The following is a 19,451-nucleotide window of genomic DNA, read 5'->3' as shown; positions in this document are numbered from 1 at the left end:
CCATGGCAGTCCCCAAGCGGAAGATGTCCCGCTCGCGCACCCGCAGCCGGCGTGCGCAGTGGAAGGCCGTCGAGCCGGCACTCGTGCCGATCATGGTCGACGGCGAGCGCGTCCCGGTCCCGCCGCGGCTCGCCCGCGCGGTGCGGGAAGGCCGGATCGACCCCCGCTGACGGCCGCGTCGGCGCCGGTCGACCCCCGCCGACGTCAGTCGTCCCGTCGCGGCCGCGACGAACGCAGCCGCTTGGTCGTCGACCGCTGCTTTTGGCGGTCAGCCGGCGCTCCTGCGAGCCGCGGGTACGACGCGTGGCGCGGCGTGCCCGCGGCGGGGCTAGGTGATCCGGGCGCGTTGCGCGTCGCCGAGGACGGCGGAGCGCGCGACGTCACAGGACAGCTCCACGCGCGATTCGGTCGTGTTCACGCTTTGGACCGCCCGGCGCCCATGCTCGGGCCGGCGCCGCGTGGCGGTGCCAGACGCGCACGCCGAGCTGACGCCCGGCCTGGGGAGTCTCGTGTCGCTAGCCCGTCACCCCGCCGACGTCACTCCCCACCGGAACGGCGAAGAGCCGGTAACCGGGTCCTCGAGCGGTACGGGGCGAGGGTGTCGCACCGGGCGGCGGCGCGTCGTTCGGCGTGTCGCGTGAAGAAAGTTGCTGTTGGGGTGTAAAGCCTCACGCCTGACGCGCTAACCTCACTGGATGCGAGTCACGTCACAGCCGACCGGGACTGCTGCACGGATAGGTGACAGCGGTTCTCAGGCGACGAGTGCGGCCTGAGTGGTCATGATGGCTTCGTACTCGATGGGGGTCAATCGTCCGAGACGGGTCTGGCGGCGGCGGTGGTAGGTCCGTTCGATCCAGGTGATGGTCGCGATGCGCAGGTCCTCGCGGGTGGTCCAGCGGCGCCGGTCCAGGACGTTCTTCCGGAGCAGTGCGAAGAAGGACTCCATGGCGGCGTTGTCGCCGGCGGAGGCCACCTGGCCCATGGATCCGCGCAGGTCGTGGCGATGCAGCGCTGCCAGGAATCTCCGGCTTCGAAACTGACTGCCTCTGTCGCTGTGCACGATGCAGCCGGCCACCTTGCGGCCCTCGACGGCGCGTCTGGCGACAGCGTTCTCCAGCGCGGCGACGGCCAGCTGCGACTTCATGCGGTCGCTGATGGAGTAGCCCACGATCCGTTTCGAGTAGACGGGGCACTTCAGTCACCGGTAGTACGGCTGGCGGGCGATCTTCAGGACCCGGCACGTCACCGCGACGGCGATGCCGTCGTCGGCGAGCTCGCGCACGAGCGGGTACATCATCTTCCCGGCAGGTGCGCCTGGGCGAAGTGCGCCGCCGCGCGGCGTAGGACCTCGACCTCCTGCTCCAGCAGCCGACTACGGCGCCGCTGCTCGCGCAGCTCCGCGGACTCCGAGACTGTCACGCCCGGCTTGGCGCTGTCTTCGACGTCAGCGGCGTGCAGCCAGTTGCGCAGGCACGACTCGGAGATCCCGAAGTCCTTCGCGATCTGCTTGACCGTGGACTCGCCGCGTCGCGCGACCGCCACGACATCATCGCGGAACTCCTGGGGATGAGGTCTGGGCACGGGACACATCCTTCCAGCAGCGCCCGCAGGCACCACAGGTCAGGTGTCACCTATCTGTGCAGCAGTCCCGGCGGCCTGCCGATGTGGATCTATGCCGCGCTGCTGTACGTCGCCTTGAGCGTTCCGTTGGCGCTGCTGTCCCGGAAGCTTGACGCCGCGATGCGAAAGCGCGCGGGCCTTCAGACGGTCCCGGCCGGGGAGATCGAGGCGTGCCAGGTGCTGAGTGTCTCGCGCTTCGACACGGCCGGGCTGCTCTACCTCGCCATCACGATCCCGACGACCTGGCTCGTCGGGTTCACCGAACGGCGGATGTCCAGGCACCTGGTTCGCACGTCGTGACGTGCCTTCCTCAACGCTCAACCCTTCCCACAGAATCGGAGTCGATCATGAAGTACCTCAGAAGTCCCATCATCGCTACCACCCTCACACTGGCAGTGGTGGCCGGTCTCGGAGCGTGCACGTCCATGACGTCGAGTTCGATGTCGGAGGGCTGCGAGCCCGATCACACGTTCCCGACCCTCAAGGAGGGCACGCTCACGGTGGGCATGACCGAGATCCCACCGTTCAGCTACAGCAGGAACGGTGAGCCGGCGGGGAGCGACGTCGACATCGTCAAGGAGTTTGCCGCGGCCAACTGCCTCGAGGTGGACTTCGAGTCGATCGGGTACTCCGCCGCTATTCCGTCGGTAGAGAACGAGCGCCGCGATATGGTCATCGGCGACTTCTACCGCACCCAGGAACGCTCGGAGATCGTCGGCCTCTCCGCCCCGCTCTATCTCGATGAGCTCGGTGTGGTCGCCGACGAGGAGATCACGACCGTGGACCAGCTCGAGGGCAAGGTGGTCGGCACCGTCAGCGGGTACTTGTGGGTCGAGGACATGCGGGCGCTGCTCGGCGACGACCTGAACGTCTATTCCTCCAGCGTCGAGCTCCGCGTGGACCTCGATGCCGGGCGTCTCGACGTCGCGGCTGACGCCCTGGGGACCGTGGTCTTCCTCTTCGAGGGCTCCGACTACCAGATCTCCACCCTCGAGCCCGACGAGGCGATCGAGTCCACCGTGCAGCCCGCGCAGACGAACTTTCCCTACGTCAAGGGAAACACCGAGTTCGGTCAGGCGCTCGACGCCGCGATCGAGGAACTCCACAGCTCGGGCAGGATGGTGGAGATCCTTGAGGCGAACGGCCTGCAGGCCTCGTCGGCGGACGTGGGCGAACCGCGCCTCATCGGATGAGAGCGGTCGTCTCGGGGCCGAGGCGATCGGCCTGTCCTGCGCGTACTACCTGAGGGAGCTCGGGGTCGATGTCACCGTCGTCGGCCCCGGCCCCGGCCCCGGCCTCCGGGCTCCGGGCTCCAAGGCATCCAGCCACAACACTGGGCGGGTCGTGCCCAGCATGTCCGCCCCGGGTCCCCGCGCCCGGCGTCCTTCTTCAGGCGATGCGGTGGATGCTGCGCAAGAACAGTCCGCTGTACGTCAAGCCCACGGCGGACTGGCGCTTCGCACGCTTCATGCTGACGATGCTGCGGTACTGAACGACCGGGCGGTTCCACGCCGGCCAGAAAGGGCTGGCCGAGCTGAACTCGGAGACGCTTTCGCTCTTCGAAGCGTGAGGGAGTCACCGTCCGACTGGGTGAACGTGGCGCTGCTCTCGTAGGCCGCTACCGGTCGCGGTGCGCGCCACAGGGTGTCGAACCGCCGGCTCCGGCTCGGCAACTCGTCCACCAGAGCGGCGAGCAACGCATCGGCGGGGTAGCGCAACAACGCGGCCCGCAGATTGGCCGCCAGGATCGTCTCGTGAGCAGTCGCGTCCCGCCCGGGCCGAGGTCGGTCGGCACCTGCCCGTCCGCGGCGGCATACCCGGCCGACGCGCAGAGCCGCTCGTAGTCCGCCCGTCCGACCTTCAAGGCCCGGGCGATGGCGTTCACCACACCGGCCGAGGGATGACTCCGCCCCTGTTCCAGTCGGCGGACGTAGTCCGCGGACATCCCCGCGAGCTCACCGAGCTCCTCCCGCCGCAGGCCGGGCACCCGTCGGTTGCCCACTGGTAGCCCGACGGTCGCGGGAGCCGTTCCTCCCCGCAGGTGGCGCACTGCAGCGCCGACGTGGTGACGCTCCACGACGCAAGTATGCCCGGAGCCCCGCGGAGCGGCCCGGACGAGGACGGTGGGTGGCCTCCCACGGCCGTCAACCGGTAGCCCGGAACACTGCCGCGAGCGCGCTGCCGTCCAGGTCGGCGAGGAGCTCGGCGACGTCGGTGCGGACCTCGACGGCACCTGCCTCGGTCAGCTCGTGCGCACCGACCCCGCCGCTGAGGACGCCGACGCACGGCACGCCCGCACGCTCGGCGGCGATGGCGTCCCACACCGAGTCCCCCAGGAAGACGGCCTGCGAGGCCTCGACACCCGCGGCCTCGAGCGCCACCTGCACGAGCTCCGGATCCGGCTTGGACTCGTCGACGTCCTGTGCCGACGTCACGGCGTGCAGCAGGTCGTCCACGTCGAGCACCTCGCGCAGGCGTTCGAGCATCTCGGGGGACGCCGACGTCGCCAGCACCGGCCGCGCGCCCCGCTCGCTGATCTCGTGGACGAGCTCCCGTGCGCCGTCGAACGCCCGCAGGAGGTGGGCGGACTCCGCCGCGTGCCGCGAGTGCGCCTCCTTGACCTGCTCCGCCACCCCGGGCGCCAGCTCCACGCCGCTGTGCTCGGCGACGCGGGGGACGAGCTGCGGCCCGGCCATGCCGAGCGTCCGGTGGACCCGCCAGGCGTCGACCTCGACCCCGGCGTCGCGGAAGGCGTGGACCCACGCGTCGACCTGCATGTAGTTCGAGTCGACCAGCGTCCCGTCGACGTCCAGCAGCACCGCGCCCGTCATGCGGGCCGCCGGTGCTGGGACACGGACTGTGCGTCAGAGATCATCTGTCGATCGTGCGGGCAGAGCCGTTATCCCGCCACCTCGGCGCTCAGACGGGAGCGGCCGGGCCCAGGTGGTGCTCCAGGACCTCGAGAGGACCCTCGTCCGGCGACGTCGACCGGCGTCCAGGACCCGGACCTCGTCACCAACCTCATGGCACGCAACGACTAGCCGGCTCTCACGCGTCTGGTGTCGTGTGCCCACATCGCGATCTCCACGCGGTTGCGGGCACCGAGCTTGGTCATCAACGACGCGACGTGGGACTTGACCGTGCTCAGGCCGACGAAGAGCTCGGTGGCGATCTCGGCGTTGGTCCGGCCCCGTGCCACCAGCGCGAGCACCTCTTCCTCGCGCTCGGTGAGCGGGTCGACGGGCTGGACCGGTACCACCGGCGCCTGGTCGGCGAAGGTCGCCAGCAGCCGGCGGGTGACGTTGGGGGCGATCAGCGCGTCCCCGTCGGCCGCCGCGTGGATGGCCTGCACGAGGAGCTCCGGCCCGGCGTCCTTGAGCAGGAAGCCGCGGGCGCCGGCGCGCAGGGCGCCGAGGACGTACTCATCGAGGTCGAAGGTGGTGATCACGACGACCGCCATCGGGTCCGACACGTCTGGCCCGGCCAGGCGCCGCGTCACCTCGACGCCGTCGAGCCCGGGCATCCGGATGTCGACGAGGAGGACATCGGGACGCAGCCGGGTCGCCAGGTCGAGCGCTGCGAGCCCGTCCGCTGCCTCCCCCACGACCTCGAGGTCGGGTTGCGCGCCGAGGATCATCACCAGCCCGGTCCGGACCAAGTCCTGGTCGTCGGCGACGACAACACGGATGCTCATGTCAGCGCCTCCAGCGGCAGCACGGCCTCGACCACCCAGCCACCCTCGGGTCCCGGCCCCGCGGAGAGCGATCCGCCGAGGAGCTGGGCGCGTTCGGCCATGCCCAGCAGGCCGAACCCAGGCTCCGGGGCCGGCCCCGGCTCGGTCTGTCCATCGTCGCTGACACGCAGCCTGACGGCGTCGCCCTCCCGGCGTACGTCGATCCCGACGCGGGTCGCGCTCCGGGCGTGCCGTACGGCGTTGGTCAGCGACTCCTGCGCGAGCCGGTAGAGCGCAGCGTCCACGGGTCGTGCCAGCCGGGTGAGCGAACCGTTCAGCGAGACCTCGACGGTGGGCGTCGCGTCGGCGCGCGCCAGAGCAGGCAGGTCCGCGACCCCCAGCCGCGGTGAGTAGGCGACGGCTTCCTCCTCACGCAGCACCCGCACCATCGATCTCATCTCCGCCAGGGTTCGCGACGCCTCGGACTCGATCGCAGCCAGGACCTCGGCAGCCTTCGCAGGCTGGACGCCGGCGACCACCCCACCGGCCTGCGCCTGCACCGCGATGGCCGAGACGTGGTGGGCCACGGTGTCGTGCAGCTCGCGCGCCAGCGCCATCCGCTCCTGGTTGCGGATCTCGCGCTGTTGACGATGCCAGAGGTCCGCGCGGTAGCGGAACACCGCCGCGAGGGCGACGAGCAGCAGCAGGAGGACGCTCCCACCGAGGACGTCGGCCCAGCCCGCGGAGGAGGCGTACATCCCCAGCGCGACGACGACTGCCACGAACGCCGTCCCCAGGACCACCTCCCGTCCCGAGCCCCACCGCACCAGGGAGTAGAGCAGGATCAGGGCGGCCAGCATGGAGTAGAGGCCGAGGTCTCCGGCGTGCGTAGCCAGCTGGAGGACCGCGAGCAGCCCGGCGACGCCCCACCCGACCAGCGCGGCCATCAGGGGGCGGCCTCGCCGCCAGAGCAGGGCAGGCACCAGAGCCAGGGCGAGCACCGTCACGAGGGGGCGCCAGGCCACGTCCGGTCGGACGGCGCTCTCGACCAAGGCGGCGGCCGCGAAGGCGCCCACCAGCAGCCAGTCGAGACGACCGATGGGTGGGGCGCCAGCAGGCCGCGGCTCATGCCAGACGGAGCGCCGGAAGGTGACCACGGCTCCAGCCTAGGGACCGGCGTGCCTTGGCGTACCGGCCGAAAGAACGAGATCGCGACCATGCCATCGGCCAGGTGAGCTCCGGCCTCCGGGCCGGTGCGCCCGCCGCCAGGCTCAGCGAGCGTGGACCTACTGATCCTCACCACAACAACGGAGCCCATGATGAGCACACGTCAGCCCACCACCACACTCGAAGACCAGCGGGTCCCGGTGAGTGCCAAGCTCGCCGCAGCGTGGACAAGCTTCATGTTCCTGTACGCCTACGTGGACATTCTCGGCTTCTTCACGCCCGGCATCGTCGAAGACATCCTCGACGGCCGGGTGTTCGAGTTCGACCTCTCCCAGACCTTCTCGACCTCGGCGCTGACCCTCATGGCCATCCCGATCTTCATGATCGTGCTGTCGATGGCGCTGCCCGCCCGCGTGAGCCGCATCGCGAACCTCGTCGTGGCCGCGCTCTACGTCCCTGTCACGGTATTCAACCTGGCCGGCGCGTCCTGGCTGTACTTCTACGGCCTTGGCGTCGTGCTGGAACTGATCGTTCTCGTCCTCATCATGAGGTACGCCTGGACCTGGCCCCGCACCGCACGGTCGGCGAACACGGCGACCAGCCCGGACCGTGAAGGCGTCCGCGCCCAGCGGCAAGCGTGAACCTGTCACGGACAGGGCGCAGACGTCGTCGCCCAGCGACGCGGTGTCAGCGCCGCGTCAGTCGCACCACGGGGATCTGCCGGTCGGTCTTGCGCTCGTAGCTCGCGAACTGCTTCGCCTCGGCCTTGATCCGCTCCCACGCGACGGTGCGGTCCTCGCCCTGCAGCTCGGTGGCGGTGACGGGGATCGTCTCGCCGCCGAGCTCGATCGTGACCGCGTCGGGGTGGGCGGCGACGTTGCGGTACCAGCCGGGGTTCGCCGCGTCACCGCCGGAGGACGCCACGACCAACCAGGCGTCGCCGTCTGGGAACCACGCCAGCGGGGTGGAGCGAGGCTGACCGCTCTTGCGGCCCACGGTGGTCAGGACCAGGAGCCTGATGCCCAGCGTGCTCGAGCGCGCGCGGCGGGCGCGCCACGAGGCGAGCCTGTTGGCCCACTTCATGAGCGGGCCACCGGGCACGCCGGCGCCGTACGTGCCCTGCGGGTGGCTGAAGGACATGGATGGGTTCTCCCTGGTCGGCGGTGACGTGCTGCTCCGACGAGGCTACGCGGCAGGAGCGGGGCCACCGTCACTGCAGGCCGAAGCCACCGTCCGTCGTCAGTCGCTGACCCACCACCCACGACCCGGCCGGGCTCACGAGCCAGCCGATGAGCCGGGCCGGGTCGGTCGGCTCGCCCCAGCGACCGAACGGTGTCGCGGCCCGCAGCTCCTCCAGCTCCGTCAGCGGTCGGTCGGTGGTTCCCGGGTCCAGGTAGCCCGTGTTCACCGGGCCGGGGTTGACGGTGTTCAGGACGATGCCGAGCTCGAGCAGCTCGGCCGCCACCGTGGCGGTCACCCCGGCCAACGCCGCCTTCGACGTCGCGTAGGCGACCTCGCCGCGCATCGGCCCGGCCTCCTGACCGGAGGTCATCCAGATCACCTTCGGCGCCGTGGCAGGGTCCGACGGCGCGGTGCGGCTCAGGCGTTCGCCGGGACGCGCCGTCGTGCCCGGCTCGTCGGTGCGGAACTGCTGGGCGAAGCGGCGGGTCAGCAGCAGCGTGGACCGGGTGTTCGTCTCCCAGAACGCGTCCAGAGCGGCCGGAGACATGTCCAGGATCGACCCGTCGCCGCCGCTGCGCGCGTGGTTGCACACCAGCACGTCGACCGATCCGGTGAGGGCCCGTGCGGCGTCGAACAGCTCGTCGAGCTGGGCGGGGTCGCGCAGGTCGGCGCTCGCGGCCCCGGCCCCGGCCTCGCCCCGGAGAGCTTCGCGAACGCCGGTGTGCACGGCATCGAGGTCGTCGACACCCCACGGCTGTTCGGCGTCGTGCGGTGCGTAGTGGTGCGTGAAGACGCTCGCCCCGAGACCGGCGAGCTCGCGGGCGACGGCGAAGCCGATGCCCTTCCGGCGGGAGACGCCGGTGACCAGCGCGGTACGGCCGGCGAGGGGGAGGTCGTGGAGTGCCATGCCAGGGACGGTAGCCGCGCGGAAGCGTCGCGGCAGGTGGTTTTTCGATACGACCCCGACGGCGGCCGTGGGGTCAGTGGCTCTGGCTAGCGCCAGATCATTATTCCTGCGACCAAGAATTATGATCCGCAGCGTCCGCAGGGTTGCGGTCACCATTTACGGGTCCGGGAACGACCCGTTCCCGAACAGGATCCGCCGCGCTGCCGCCTGCCCCGGCCCCGTGCGCACCAGTGCGATCCCGGCGGCCGCGACCGCGGGGGTTCGCACCATCGACAGTCCTCGCCGCATCGTCAGCCGGCCGCGGAAGCGCGCCCGCAGCGCGGCTCCGTCATAGCCGCGCAGCACGGTCCGGCGTCCGGTGCGCAGGGCCTCGTCGAGCACGTCCACGGCGTGCTCGGACAGTCGCAGGCACGGGTCGAGTCCGCCCGCCGTCAGCGGGGAGACGGCCCCGGCGGCGTCGCCCACGAGCAGTCCGTGCGGGCTCGCGATCCGGCGCAGCAGCCCGCCCACGGGGATCGGCCCGCCTCGGCGTTCGACCTGCGGGCCCGGCCCGACGGCGCCCGGCCCCGCGCCGTCGTCGGGCCGGGGGGCGCCGTCGAGCGCGGGCGCCGTGGCCGCGAACTCCCGCAGGGCCTGCCGCATCCCGCGCGGGAACCGGTCGGCATACCCGGCGACGCCCACGTGGACCTGGTGCCCGTCGTCGAGCACCCACGCGAGGTAGCCCGGCGCGAGGCGGGGGTCGACGACGCAGTGGAACGCGGGCACGACGTCGCGGCGGGGCACGGGGTAGACCTCCTCGGCACCGATGAGCAGCTCGCGGTTGCGGTCGAGGCCGAGCTCGCGCGCGACGGCCGACCGGGCGCCGTCGGCCCCGACGACGAACCGCGCACGGACCTCGGCCGGGCCGTCCGGGCCGTGCAGCACGTGATGCCCGCCGCGCCGTCCGACGTACCGGGTGCCGAGCAGGATGCGCACGCCCGCGGCGGCCGCCTCGCGTGCCTGGGTCACGTAGAGCGGCGCCATGTCGCCCACGCGGTACTCGTCGTGGGCGCTGTCCAGCACGACCGGCCGGCGGTGCGACGGTGGGTAGAGCACCATGCGGCGGATCGCGGGGCCGAGGTGCTCGGGCGGCAGGTCGAAGTCCTCCAGGGTGCGGCGCACGAAGATGCCCGTGGTCCGCACCGTGCTGTCGAGGCGCGTGCGACGTTCGGCGAGGACGACGTCGTGGCCGCGCCGGGCGAGGGCGGTGGCGGTGTGCAGCCCCGCCAGCCCGGCGCCGACCACGAGCACGTCCGTGGCGGGGAGGCGTCCCGCGAGCACGGGGTCAGGCCTCCGGGTCGTTGTCGACCCACTCGAGCAGGTCGCCGGGCTGGCAGCCGAGCACGCGGCACATCGCCTCGAGCGTGGAGAAGCGCACGGCCTTGGCGCGCCCGTTCTTGAGTACCGCGACGTTCGCCGGCGTGAGGCCGACGCGTTCGGCGAACTCGCCGACGCTCATCTTGCGGCGGGCGAGCTCGACGTCGAGGCGGACGACGATCGGCATCAGATCACCCCGTCCAGGTCGGTGCGCAGCGCGGTCGCCTGCATGAGCAGGGCGCGCAGCACGACCATGAGGAGCCCGACGGCGGCACCCACGAGGAGCACGACGAGCAGCAGGGCGGCGATCCCGGAGAGCCCCTCCGCGACGGCGACCAGCACGCACGCGACGAGCACCAGCACCCAGGCGACGGCGACCGCGGCGAGGATGGTGTCGACCCAGCGCCGGGAGCGTTCGGAGAAGATCTGGTCGTCGCGGACCATCGTGAGCAGCCGCCATGCGCAGACGAGCACGACCTGCACGCAGGCGAGGACGACGACGGCGAGTCCCAGCAGGGGCCAGCGGAGCGGGTGGAGGTCGGGGCTCTGCTCGGCCATCTGACGGAAGACGGCCGGGAGCACGGCGGCCTGTGCGACGAGCAGGGTGCCGAACACGGCGGCGAGCAGCACGCGGAGGGGGACGACGAGGCGGGATGTCCTGGACATGGGGGGAGACTTGCCGACCAGCCTATCGAAAGTCAATAGGTAGTGAGCGTTTTTCGATGTCTCCACGGTTGTCTCACCGAACCCGTGCGGCGTGCGCGGGGGAGCGGCCGGCGCGGCTACTGTTCCCGGATGGAGCGCAGGTTTCGTCAGGTGGACGTCTTCGGCCAGGGCCCGTGCACGGGCAACCCGGTCGCGGTGGTGCTCGACGCGGAGGGGCTCGACGACGAGGCGCTGCGGCGGTTCTCTGTGTGGACGAACCTCTCGGAGTGCACTTTCGTGCTGCCGCCGTCGGAGCCCGGTGCGGACTACCGCGTGCGCATCTTCAGCCTGAGCACCGAGCTGCCGTTCGCCGGGCACCCCACCCTGGGCACCGCGAGGGCGTGGCTCGACGCCGGCGGGACCCCGGCCACGCCCGGGGTGGTGGTGCAGGAGTGCGCCGCGGGACTGGTCCCCGTGCGCGTCGACGGCGACCGGCTGGCCTTCGCCGCACCGCCACGGCTGCGCTCCGGCCCCGTCGCCCCCGAGACGGTCGAGGCGCTGGTGGAGATCCTCGGGATCGGGCCCGAGCAGGTGCTGGACGCCGAGTGGCTCGACAACGGGCCCGGCTGGGTGGGCCTGCTGCTCGACGGCGCGGGCACCGTTCTCGACCTGCGCCCCGACGCGTCGGCGCACCCGGGCCGATGGGACATCGGGGTGATCGGCGCCCACGACCCGGGCGCGGAGACGGCGTTCGAGTTGCGCGCGTTCTTCACCGAGGGCGATGAGCCCCTGCGAGAAGACCCCGTGACGGGAAGCCTGAACGCAGCGGCCGCGGAATGGCTCATCGCCACAGGTCGCGCTCGGGCGCCCTACGTCGCCGCGCAGGGCACCGCGATGGGGCGCCGGGGGCGCATCCAGCTCAGCAGCGAGGACGGTCGGTTGTGGGTCGGTGGCCGGGCCGAGGTACTCCTGTCCGGCACCGCGGCGCTTCCCTGACCCGACCCGCTAGAACTCCTCGTAGACCGCCGGGTCCTGGTCGTTGTTCCGGCCGTCGGGCCGGGCCAGGGAGGCGATGGCGTCCACGTCGGCGTCGAGGAGCTCCAGGTCGACCGCGGAGAGGTTCTGCCGCTGCCGGTCGGGCGCGGTCGCCTTGGGCAGCGGGACGACGCCGAGGCGGGCGTGCCACGCGAGGATCACCTCGGCCACGCTCGCGCCGTGCGCGTTGGCCACCTGCGTCAGCACGGGGTCCCGCAGCATCTCGCCGGCCCGTCCGATCGGGCTCCACGCCTCGGTCACGATGCCGCGCGAGGCGTCGTAGGCCCGCTGCTCGTCCTGCGGGAAGTAGGGGTGCAGCTCGACCTGGTTCACCGCGGGGACCACGCCCGTGGCCTCCACCAGCCGGTCGATGTGCTCGGGCAGGAAGTTCGAGACGCCGATGGCGCGCACCAGCCCGCGCTCGCGCGCATGGATCAGCGCCTCCCACGCCTCGACGTACCGGTACTGCGACGGGTTCGGCCAGTGGATCAGGTACAGGTCCAGGTGGTCCAGGCCCGTGCGGTACACGCTCTCCTCGACCGCCGCGATCGCCGCGTCGTGGGCGTGGTGCCGGCCCGGCAGCTTCGAGGTGACGATCACCTCGTCGCGCGGCACGTCGCTCGCGCGCACCGCGGCGCCCACGGCGCCCTCGTTCTCGTAGTTGAACGCCGAGTCGATCAGCCGGTAGCCCGCGCGCAGGGCGCTCCCGACCGCCTCTGCGCCGGGCCGCCCCTTCAGCATCGCCGTGCCGAACCCGATCCGGGGCAGCGTCAGACCGTCGGAGGGGGTGGTCTCAGGCATCGCGTCCTCCTCGTGCATGGGTCGTGCGGCCTTTCGGCCGACCGTACGCGCGGACCGGTCACGTCGCCCGGAGAGACTCCGGAGAAGCCCCGGAGAGGCTCAGGAGAGCTGTCGCACCACGAGCGACTGCGCCAGCCGGCCGAACGGCCCGTCGACGTCGTGCAGGACGGCGGAGGTCAGGCCGGCGCCGTCGGGCCCGAACGTGACGGTCGTGTCCAGGCCGAGCCATCCGCCAGCGGGCGCCCGGAACAGGTGCGCGGCGAGGTCGACGTTGGGGAACGCGATCCGGCGCGGGTCCGCGCGCACCGTCATGCCGTTGGCGACGTCGAGGAGCCCTGCGGTCCGGGCGAGGGCGCCGACCTCCTCGTCGTCGAGCAGCGGGACGTCCGTGCGCGCCCAGACCCTCCCGCGCCCCGGGCTCTCGAGATCACGCCTCACCTCGATCGAGGCGACGAACCCGCCGGGCCAGTCCGCCGTCGGGTCCCAGGCGGGGGTGTCCTGCGGTCCGGGGACCGCGGCGGGTGCGCCGGCCGCGACCGCGGCCGTGTCACCGGTCGCGGCGAGCCAGGCGCGCAGCGTGACGACGCGCCGACCGCCGCAGGACACCTCGGCCTCGACGAGCTCGACGCCGCGCCCGGGTCGCAGCACCCGCACGGCGGTCTCCATGGCTGTCAGGGGGTACGGTCCCCAGACGTCGAAGGCCAGCCGGGTCAGGGTGAGGTCGTCCCGTCCGCGGGCGAGCCGGTCGGTCTCGACGAGGTGGGTCAGCAGGCCGAACGTGGGGGCGACGTGCTGCTCGGCGGGGTCCCAGGCGCCGCCGACGGCGGGGGTGGGGTCGAACGTCGTCGCGTCGGTGCGTCGGAAGTAGCTCATGGCGGCCATCCTGGCAGGCCCGCGCTGTGGTGAGCACGGGCCGTGGCCGTGCCCGGCAAGGTGCGGTGGGTCTCGATGAGCGGTGGGATGGGGGCATGTTCACCGATGTGGAGCTCGCCTACCTCGCCAGCCAGCGCCTCGGCCGGATCGCGACGCAGAAGCCGGACGGCACGCTGCAGAACAGTCCGGTGGGGTTCCGCTACCACCCGAGCACGCGCACGGTGGACGTGACGGGCCACGAGCTGGAACGGAGCCGGAAGTTCCGCAACGTCGCCGACAACGGGCGCGTCGCCCTCGTGGTCGACGATCTCGCGTCGACCAGCCCGTGGCGGCCTCGGTGCGTGGAGATCCGCGGGCACGCCGAGGCGGTCCCCGGGGACGGCACCCATCCGCCGGTCATCCGCATCCATCCCGAACGGATCATCAGCTTCGGTCTGACCGACACCGCGGCGCGCTCCTCGGCGGCCGATGCCCGCGACGTCGGCTGAGCAGCACGATGCCCGCCGCCCGACGGTCCGCCCGGCTCACCGCCCTGCCCACGGCGCTGCTCGCGGCGGTGGTGTCGCTGGCCGCGTGCACCACCGACGAGAGCGCGCCCTCGGTGCCGTCGCCGTCCGCCGACGAGGCGCCGGGAGAGGTCTCGGGGGCGCTCCCGACAGGGGCGCCCACGGCGGTCGCCACCGGGTTGGACGCCCCGTGGTCGGTCGCCTTCCTCGACGGCACCCCGTTGGTGAGCGAGCGGGACAGCGCCCGCATCCTCGAGCTGGCCGACGACGGCACGCCGCGGGAGATCGGCGTCGTCGCGGGCGTCGACGCCGCCGGTGAGGGTGGGCTGCTCGGGCTCACGGTGGACGACGACGCCCGGCTGTACGTCTACTCGACCGCCTCCGACGGCAACCGGGTCCAGCGCTACGAGCCGGCGGGCGAGCCTGGTGCGCTGAGCCTCGGGGAGCCGACGACGCTCCTGGACGGGTTGCCGTCGGCGAGCGTCCACGACGGCGGACGCCTCGGCGTCGGGCCGGACGGGATGCTGTACGCGGCGGTCGGCGACGCGGGGGATCCGGGCAGCGCGCAGGACCTGGGGTCGCTCGGCGGGAAGATCCTGCGCATGACGCTCGACGGGGACGTGCCGGAGGACAACCCGTTCGAGGGATCGCTCGTGTACAGCTACGGACATCGCAACGTACAAGGCTTGGCGTGGACCGACGACGGCACGCTGTTCGCCACCGAGTTCGGCCAGAACACCTGGGACGAGCTGAACGAGATCACCCCGGGCGCCAACTACGGCTGGCCGGAGGTCGAGGGCGTCGCCGAGCAGGACGGGTTCGTCGACCCGGTCCAGCAGTGGGAGCCGTCACGGGCGAGCCCGAGCGGGATGACGTACCTCGACGGGACGCTGTTCATCGCCAACCTGCGCGGCCAGGTGCTGCGCGCCGTCCCGGTGAGCGACCCGTCCACCTCGACCGACCACTACGCGGGAGAGCACGGGCGGTTGCGAGACGCGGTCCCGGCGCCCGGCGGCGGCCTGTGGTTCGTCACGAACAACACCGACGGCCGGGGTTCACCCGGCCCCGACGACGACCGGATCCTCGCCGTCGACGTGACGTCTTAGGTGCGCAAATTCGACAGGAGATGTTAAATTTGCACGGTGATCCCGCGCGCTGCCGAGACCGTCGTCCGTGAGCGTCTAGGCGCTACAGCAGCAGTCGTGCTCCTTGGCCCTCGGCAGGTCGGCAAGACGACCCTCGCGCGAGCTGTCGCCGACGGTTGGAGCGAAGGTTCGGTCTACCTCGACCTTGAGCGCCCGACGGACCTCCGGCGGCTGACGGACGCCGACGCCTACCTCCGACGGCTTGCCCCGAGGCTCGGTGTGCTCGACGAGATGCAGCGAGTGCCCGGCCTGACAGAGGTCTTGCGCGGGGTCATCGACGACAACCGTCGCGGTGGGTTCCGGCACGGCCAGTTCCTGCTCCTCGGGTCGGCGACCCTTGACGTGATGTCGTCGTCGTCGGAGAGCCTCGCGGGGCGCGTCTCATTCATCGATCTCGGTGGCATCAACGTCGACGAGGCCGGTGCTGCAGGCATCGACGAGGACGTCCTGTGGACGCGTGGAGGGTTCCCCGACTCGCTGACCGCCGCCGACGACGACGCGTCGTTCCGGTGGCGGCAGGACCTGGTGCGCTCCTACCTCGAACGCGAGGTGCCGATGTTCGCACCGCGGATCCCGGCCACCACGTTGCGTCGGCTCTGGACGATGCTCGCCCACTCCACCGGGGGACTGTTCAACGCGAGCCGGCTCGCGCAGGGTCTCGGGGTGAGCAGTCCGACCGTCACGCGATACGTGGACCTGCTCGCCGACCTCGGACTCGTCCGCCGACTCCCGTCCTGGCACGCCAACACGGGGAAGCGGGTGACGCGATCGCCCAAGGTGCACGTCCGGGACTCCGGACTGCTTCATGCGCTGCTCGACATCGACACCCTGGACACGCTCCTGGGCCACCCCGTGGCAGGTCTCAGCTACGAGAGCTTCGTGGTGGAGTGCCTGGTCAACGCCGTGGGCGATCGCTACCAGCCCTATCACTACCGGACGGCACGCGGCGACGAGATCGACCTGGTCCTGACGCGGGCCGGGCGACCCGAGGTGGCTGTCGAGGTCAAGCGATCGACGGCACCGACCGTGTCGTCAGGGTTCCATCGCGCCGCGAACGATGTCGACGCCCCGTACCGGTACGTCGTCCACCCGGGTGTCGACGAATACGAGGCACACGGGGCTACCGTCGTCGGTCTGCGTCGACTCGTCGAACGACTGCGCGCCTGACGCCGTACCGTCGTGGCGTGCCACAGACAGACACCATCGACATCACCCCCGGCTGGCTCGAGCGCGCCGGTCGCCCCTGGTTCCCCGTCACGGGCGAGATCCACTACGCGCGTCTCCCGCGCGGGCGCTGGGCCGAGGTGCTCGGCCACGCCCGCGCCGGCGGACTGACCTCGGTCGCCACATACGTCTTCTGGCAGGCGCACGAGCCCACGCCGGGCACGTTCCGCTGGGACGGCAACCTGGACCTGCGCGGGTTCGTCGAGCTCGCGGGCCGGCACGACCTGGAGGTCGTGGTCCGGCTCGGGCCGTGGGCGCACGGCGAGGCGCGGTACGGCGGGTTCCCGGACTGGCTCGTCGGGCGGGATCTCGCGCTGCGCACGGACGACCCGGACTACCTGGCGCTGGTGCGGCGGTTCTACGGCGCGACGATCGAGCAGCTCGCCGGGCTCACGCACGCCGACGGCGGTCCCGTCGTCGGCGCGCAGATCGAGAACGAGCTCTACGACCAGCCGCAGCACCTCGCCACGCTGCGAAGCATCGCCGAGGACGCCGGCCTGCACCTGCCGCTGTGGACGGCCACCGGCTGGGGCGGTGCACAGGTACCGGAGAACCTGCTCCCGGTGTACAGCGCGTACGCGGACGGCTTCTGGGCGGAGGCGGACGAGGAGTGGCCCGTCTGGTCGCAGGTGCACTTCCGCTACTCCGCGGTGCGCGACGACCTGGGTGTGGGGGCCGACCTGCGCGAGGCGCTCGACGGCGTCGCGGCGGGCGAGGCGCGCTCCGACCGCGACGTCCCGTTCGTCACCTGCGAGCTCGGTGGCGGGATGCACGTGGCCTACCACCGCCGTCCGCTCGTGGCGCCCGGCGACGTGGCCGCGCTCGCGCTGGCGAAGATCGGCAGCGGCTCCGTCTGGCAGGGGTACTACCTGTACGCCGGCGGTACGCAGCGCACCGGGCCGCACGGCACCGAGCAGGAGTCGCAGGCCACCGGCTACCCGAACGACGTGCCGACGCGCACCTACGACTTCCACGCACCGGTGGGCGAGCACCAGCAGGTGCGCGCCCACCACCACCTGCTGCGCCGTCAGCACCTGTGGCTGGCGGCCGACGGCGCGGCGCTCGCCGCGATGCCCGCCACCGTCGGAGGTGGCAGCGAGGACCCGGACGAGCTGCGGTGGGCCGTGCGGTCGGACGGGCGGCGCGGCTACCTGTTCCTGACCACCTACCAGCCCTCCCGAGAACCGCTGCCGCCGCAGCCCGGCGTGCAGCTCACGGTCGACCTGGACGACGGCCCGGTCACGGTCCCCACCCGGCCGGTCGACCTTCCCGCCGGCGTGTCCGTCGTCTGGCCCCTGCGCTACCCGCTCGCCGACGGCGTGGTGCTGCGCAGCGCGACCGCGCAGCTCGTCACCCGCCTGGACGACGCGGGTGCGGCCGGCTCCGTCGTCGTCCTCGCCGCGACCCCCGGCGTGCCGGTCGAGCTCGTCCTGGACGGTGACGTCGAGGTCTCCGGCCCGGTCAGGACGCACGCGGCCGACGGCGCCACCGTCGTGACGCTGGGGGTCCCGCCCGGGCCGGGAACCGCCGTCGACCTGCCCGGGGTCCGGGTGCTCGTGCTCGACGACGCGACGGCCGACCGTCTGTACCGGCTCGACGTCGGCGGACGCGAGCGCCTGGTGCTCTCGGACGCTCCCGTCTACGCCGTGGACGGCGAGCTGGTCGTCCACAGCGAGTCGTCCCGGGTGACGGTGTCGATGCTGCCGGGCGTGCCCCTGGACACCTTGGCGCTCGCGGCCGACGACGCCGGGGCGGCCACCGTCGAACCCACGGCCGGCCCCGGCGAGCCGTGGAGCACCTGGACGCTGCACCTCCCGCAGGCCGGCACCCACGAGCTCGCCGTCGAGCCCCACCCGGTGGCGCCCGCCCCACCGGCGCCCACCCGCGGGGGACCGATGGACCGGCTCAGCGCCCCTACCGACTTCTCCGGTGCGGCCCGGGTGCACGTCCAGGTCCCGCCCGAGGTGCTGGCCGGCGTCGACCGCACGCTGTTCCGCCTGGACTGGACCGGCGACGTCGGCCGCGCCGTCGTCGCGGGTGAGGTGATCAGCGACCACTTCTGGTACGGCCGTGCCTGGGACGTCGACCTGACCCCGTGGCGCGAGGCGGTCGCCCGCGACGGGCTGACCCTCGAGCTCCTGCCCTGGCGCCGGACGACCGGCGTGTGGGTCGACGCGTCCGTGCGCGACGTGCCGGACGGGATCACCGTCACCTCGGCGCAGGTCGTGCGGGTCGCCCGGGCCGTGCTGAGGGTCGCTGCGGTCAGCTGGCCGGGGCGATAGACCCGGTCGACTCGCGCCAGACGATGCGCTGCAGGGGGGTCGTGGACACCGGAGGTTCTTCGTCGCGCAGGGTGGCGATCAGGAGCCGCATGGCCCGGCGGCCTCCCTCACGGAAGTCCACGGCCATCGTCGTGAGCGACGGCATGGTGTACTCCCCGAAGTCCGCGTTGTCCCAGCCGGTCAGCACCAGGTCGCCGGGCACCGACCATCCTCGCTCGGCAGCTCCCCGCAGCACTCCGAGGGCGAGGTTGTCGTTCGCGGCGATGACGGCCACCGGGGGGGCGTCGTCCGGCAGCGCGAGCACGGCTCGCCGACCGGTCTCCGGGGGCCAGTCGCCGCCGAGCACGCCGAGCGACTCGACCCCGTGTCGGTCGACCGCCGCGAGGTACGTCTCGCGCCGCGCGCGCGCCGAGGCGTACTGGTCCGGGCCTGCGACGTGCACGAACCGACGGTGCCCGGCCTCGGCCAGCGTCGACACGAACGTGTCGAGCAGGCTCGCGTCGGCGAGCTCGCCCGTGCTGTGCATGTCCTCGTCGTAGGCGGTCGCGGCGATCACCGGGACCGCGCTCCGGTCGGTCGACAGGGCGGCGGGGAGCACCGGCACGAACGTGAGGATGCCCTCGTACTGGCCGCCGGACGCCAGCTCGAGCGTGCGGTCCGTGCGGTCGGCGATGCTGCCGTCGACGCTGTGGGTCTCCATGATGAATCCGGCGGCGTTCGCGACCTCGCTCGCGCCGGTCACCATCGAGGGCTGGTTGTCGATGGCGACACCCGTGATCACGGCGAGCCGCCCGGAGCGGCGTGTGCGCATGGACCGGGCGGCGAGGTTCGGCCGGTACCCGATGGACTCGGCGACCTGCAGCACCCGCCGGCGCGTGCTGGGTGAGACCGCACCCTTGCCGGTGAGGGCGTAGGACACGGTCGTCTGCGAGACGCCGGCGAGGCGCGCGACGTCGCGACTGGTCGGCGGGGTCGAGCTGCCCATCGTCGGTCTCCCTCTCTTGACAGTCGTCGAGTCTGTCATAGACTCCCGAT

21 protein-coding genes and 3 pseudogenes are annotated in these 19,451 nt (G+C 72.3%); 10 read left to right on the top strand and 14 right to left on the bottom strand.

Going from position 1 to position 19,451, the window contains the following annotated elements:
- Nucleotides 1-2 precede the first annotated feature (2 nt).
- Nucleotides 3-170 carry a 50S ribosomal protein L32 gene (gene rpmF, locus PZC42_RS16100; RefSeq protein WP_277212617.1) on the top strand — a complete coding sequence of 56 codons (168 nt, stop codon included), beginning with the start codon at nt 3-5 and terminating at the stop codon, nt 168-170.
- Between the two features lie 581 nt (nt 171-751).
- Here the strand turns inward: rpmF and PZC42_RS16095 are convergent.
- A pseudogene (locus PZC42_RS16095) lies at nt 752-1,581 on the bottom strand (DDE-type integrase/transposase/recombinase).
- Between the two features lie 81 nt (nt 1,582-1,662).
- Between PZC42_RS16095 and PZC42_RS16090 the strand changes: the two are divergent.
- The 3 genes and pseudogenes from PZC42_RS16090 to PZC42_RS22690 form a co-directional block, all read left to right on the top strand.
- Nucleotides 1,663-1,920, top strand: a complete 258-nt coding sequence (locus PZC42_RS16090; protein WP_277212616.1) for a hypothetical protein — start codon at nt 1,663-1,665, stop codon at nt 1,918-1,920.
- A 125-nt stretch (nt 1,921-2,045) separates the two neighbouring features.
- Nucleotides 2,046-2,813: a substrate-binding periplasmic protein gene (locus PZC42_RS16085; protein WP_277212615.1), complete on the top strand. Its 768-nt coding sequence runs from the start codon at nt 2,046-2,048 to the stop codon at nt 2,811-2,813.
- Nucleotides 2,752-2,925 (top strand): annotated as a pseudogene (locus tag PZC42_RS22690) (NAD(P)-binding protein); the annotation flags it as partial. The gene PZC42_RS16085 and the pseudogene PZC42_RS22690, both read left to right, overlap by 62 nt.
- Nucleotides 2,926-3,086: 161 nt before the next feature.
- On the opposite strand, the gene PZC42_RS22685 reads toward PZC42_RS22690, so the two are convergent.
- The 5 genes and pseudogenes from PZC42_RS22685 to PZC42_RS22600 all read right to left on the bottom strand — a co-directional run bounded on the left by PZC42_RS22685 (nt 3,087) and on the right by PZC42_RS22600 (nt 6,450).
- A complete protein-coding gene (locus PZC42_RS22685; protein ID WP_368860276.1) occupies nt 3,087-3,452 on the bottom strand; it encodes an MmyB family transcriptional regulator in 366 nt (121 codons plus the stop codon).
- Between the two features lie 11 nt (nt 3,453-3,463).
- A pseudogene (locus tag PZC42_RS22680) lies at nt 3,464-3,670 on the bottom strand (helix-turn-helix domain-containing protein); the annotation flags it as partial.
- Nucleotides 3,671-3,764: 94 nt separating this feature from the next.
- Nucleotides 3,765-4,451, bottom strand: coding sequence for an HAD family hydrolase (locus PZC42_RS16080; protein WP_277212614.1), 687 nt, complete (start codon nt 4,449-4,451; stop codon nt 3,765-3,767).
- A gap of 206 nt (nt 4,452-4,657) precedes the next feature.
- A complete protein-coding gene (locus PZC42_RS16075) occupies nt 4,658-5,314 on the bottom strand; it encodes a response regulator (RefSeq protein ID WP_277212613.1) in 657 nt (218 codons plus the stop codon).
- The gene (locus PZC42_RS22600) at nt 5,311-6,450 is read right to left on the bottom strand and encodes a sensor histidine kinase (RefSeq protein ID WP_277212612.1); all 1,140 of its coding nucleotides are present in this window, start codon (nt 6,448-6,450) and stop codon (nt 5,311-5,313) included. Before PZC42_RS22600 ends, PZC42_RS16075 begins: the two co-directional genes overlap by 4 nt.
- 123 nt (nt 6,451-6,573) lie before the next feature.
- On the opposite strand from PZC42_RS22600, the gene PZC42_RS16065 reads away from it, so the two are divergent.
- Complete coding sequence (locus PZC42_RS16065) at nt 6,574-7,101, top strand: DUF6326 family protein (RefSeq protein ID WP_308199844.1); 528 nt, start codon at nt 6,574-6,576, stop codon at nt 7,099-7,101.
- Between the two features lie 46 nt (nt 7,102-7,147).
- Here PZC42_RS16065 and PZC42_RS16060 read toward each other — a convergent pair whose 3' ends face one another.
- From PZC42_RS16060 to PZC42_RS16040, 5 genes are all read right to left on the bottom strand, one after another.
- A complete protein-coding gene (locus PZC42_RS16060) occupies nt 7,148-7,600 on the bottom strand; it encodes a nitroreductase/quinone reductase family protein (RefSeq protein WP_277212611.1) in 453 nt (150 codons plus the stop codon).
- Nucleotides 7,601-7,670: 70 nt separating this feature from the next.
- On the bottom strand, nt 7,671-8,549 hold the full coding sequence (locus PZC42_RS16055) for an SDR family oxidoreductase (protein ID WP_277212610.1): 879 nt from the start codon (nt 8,547-8,549) through the stop codon (nt 7,671-7,673).
- Between the two features lie 156 nt (nt 8,550-8,705).
- Nucleotides 8,706-9,869 carry an NAD(P)/FAD-dependent oxidoreductase gene (locus PZC42_RS16050; RefSeq protein WP_277212609.1) on the bottom strand — a complete coding sequence of 388 codons (1,164 nt, stop codon included), beginning with the start codon at nt 9,867-9,869 and terminating at the stop codon, nt 8,706-8,708.
- A gap of 4 nt (nt 9,870-9,873) precedes the next feature.
- Nucleotides 9,874-10,092, bottom strand: a complete 219-nt coding sequence (locus PZC42_RS16045; RefSeq protein ID WP_277212608.1) for a helix-turn-helix domain-containing protein — start codon at nt 10,090-10,092, stop codon at nt 9,874-9,876.
- Entirely contained in the window at nt 10,092-10,571 is a 480-nt protein-coding gene (locus PZC42_RS16040) for a DUF2975 domain-containing protein (protein ID WP_277212607.1), read from the bottom strand. The genes PZC42_RS16045 and PZC42_RS16040 overlap by 1 nt, the downstream gene beginning before the upstream one ends.
- 129 nt (nt 10,572-10,700) lie before the next feature.
- Here PZC42_RS16040 and PZC42_RS16035 point away from each other — a divergent pair, with 129 nt between their 5' ends.
- Entirely contained in the window at nt 10,701-11,546 is an 846-nt protein-coding gene (locus PZC42_RS16035; protein WP_277212606.1) for a PhzF family phenazine biosynthesis protein, read from the top strand.
- A 9-nt stretch (nt 11,547-11,555) separates the two neighbouring features.
- Here the strand turns inward: PZC42_RS16035 and PZC42_RS16030 are convergent, their stop codons facing one another.
- Together PZC42_RS16030 and PZC42_RS16025 are read right to left on the bottom strand one after the other, a co-directional pair.
- The gene (locus tag PZC42_RS16030; protein WP_277212605.1) at nt 11,556-12,386 is read right to left on the bottom strand and encodes an aldo/keto reductase; all 831 of its coding nucleotides are present in this window, start codon (nt 12,384-12,386) and stop codon (nt 11,556-11,558) included.
- Between the two features lie 99 nt (nt 12,387-12,485).
- A complete protein-coding gene (locus PZC42_RS16025; RefSeq protein WP_277212604.1) occupies nt 12,486-13,259 on the bottom strand; it encodes an acyl-CoA thioesterase domain-containing protein in 774 nt (257 codons plus the stop codon).
- Nucleotides 13,260-13,354: 95 nt separating this feature from the next.
- Here PZC42_RS16025 and PZC42_RS16020 point away from each other — a divergent pair, with 95 nt between their 5' ends.
- The 4 genes from PZC42_RS16020 (at nt 13,355) to PZC42_RS16005 (ending at nt 18,416) form a co-directional block, all read left to right on the top strand.
- On the top strand, nt 13,355-13,747 hold the full coding sequence (locus PZC42_RS16020) for a PPOX class F420-dependent oxidoreductase (RefSeq protein WP_277212603.1): 393 nt from the start codon (nt 13,355-13,357) through the stop codon (nt 13,745-13,747).
- Between the two features lie 8 nt (nt 13,748-13,755).
- Nucleotides 13,756-14,871: a PQQ-dependent sugar dehydrogenase gene (locus PZC42_RS16015; RefSeq protein WP_277212602.1), complete on the top strand. Its 1,116-nt coding sequence runs from the start codon at nt 13,756-13,758 to the stop codon at nt 14,869-14,871.
- A gap of 96 nt (nt 14,872-14,967) precedes the next feature.
- The gene (locus PZC42_RS22595; RefSeq protein ID WP_277212601.1) at nt 14,968-16,077 is read left to right on the top strand and encodes an ATP-binding protein; all 1,110 of its coding nucleotides are present in this window, start codon (nt 14,968-14,970) and stop codon (nt 16,075-16,077) included.
- 17 nt (nt 16,078-16,094) lie between these two features.
- Complete coding sequence (locus tag PZC42_RS16005) at nt 16,095-18,416, top strand: beta-galactosidase (protein WP_277212600.1); 2,322 nt, start codon at nt 16,095-16,097, stop codon at nt 18,414-18,416.
- Here the strand turns inward: PZC42_RS16005 and PZC42_RS16000 are convergent.
- Nucleotides 18,397-19,401, bottom strand: coding sequence for a LacI family DNA-binding transcriptional regulator (locus PZC42_RS16000; RefSeq protein WP_277212599.1), 1,005 nt, complete (start codon nt 19,399-19,401; stop codon nt 18,397-18,399). The genes PZC42_RS16005 and PZC42_RS16000 overlap by 20 nt on opposite strands.
- Nucleotides 19,402-19,451: the final 50 nt, after the last annotated feature.

This window comes from Isoptericola croceus (assembly GCF_029382255.1).
In the GTDB taxonomy this organism is placed as follows: Bacteria; Actinomycetota; Actinomycetes; order Actinomycetales; family Cellulomonadaceae; genus Isoptericola; species Isoptericola croceus.
The sequence above is the reverse complement of the archived record's forward strand: the minus strand, read 5'-3'. Positions and strand labels throughout refer to the sequence as shown.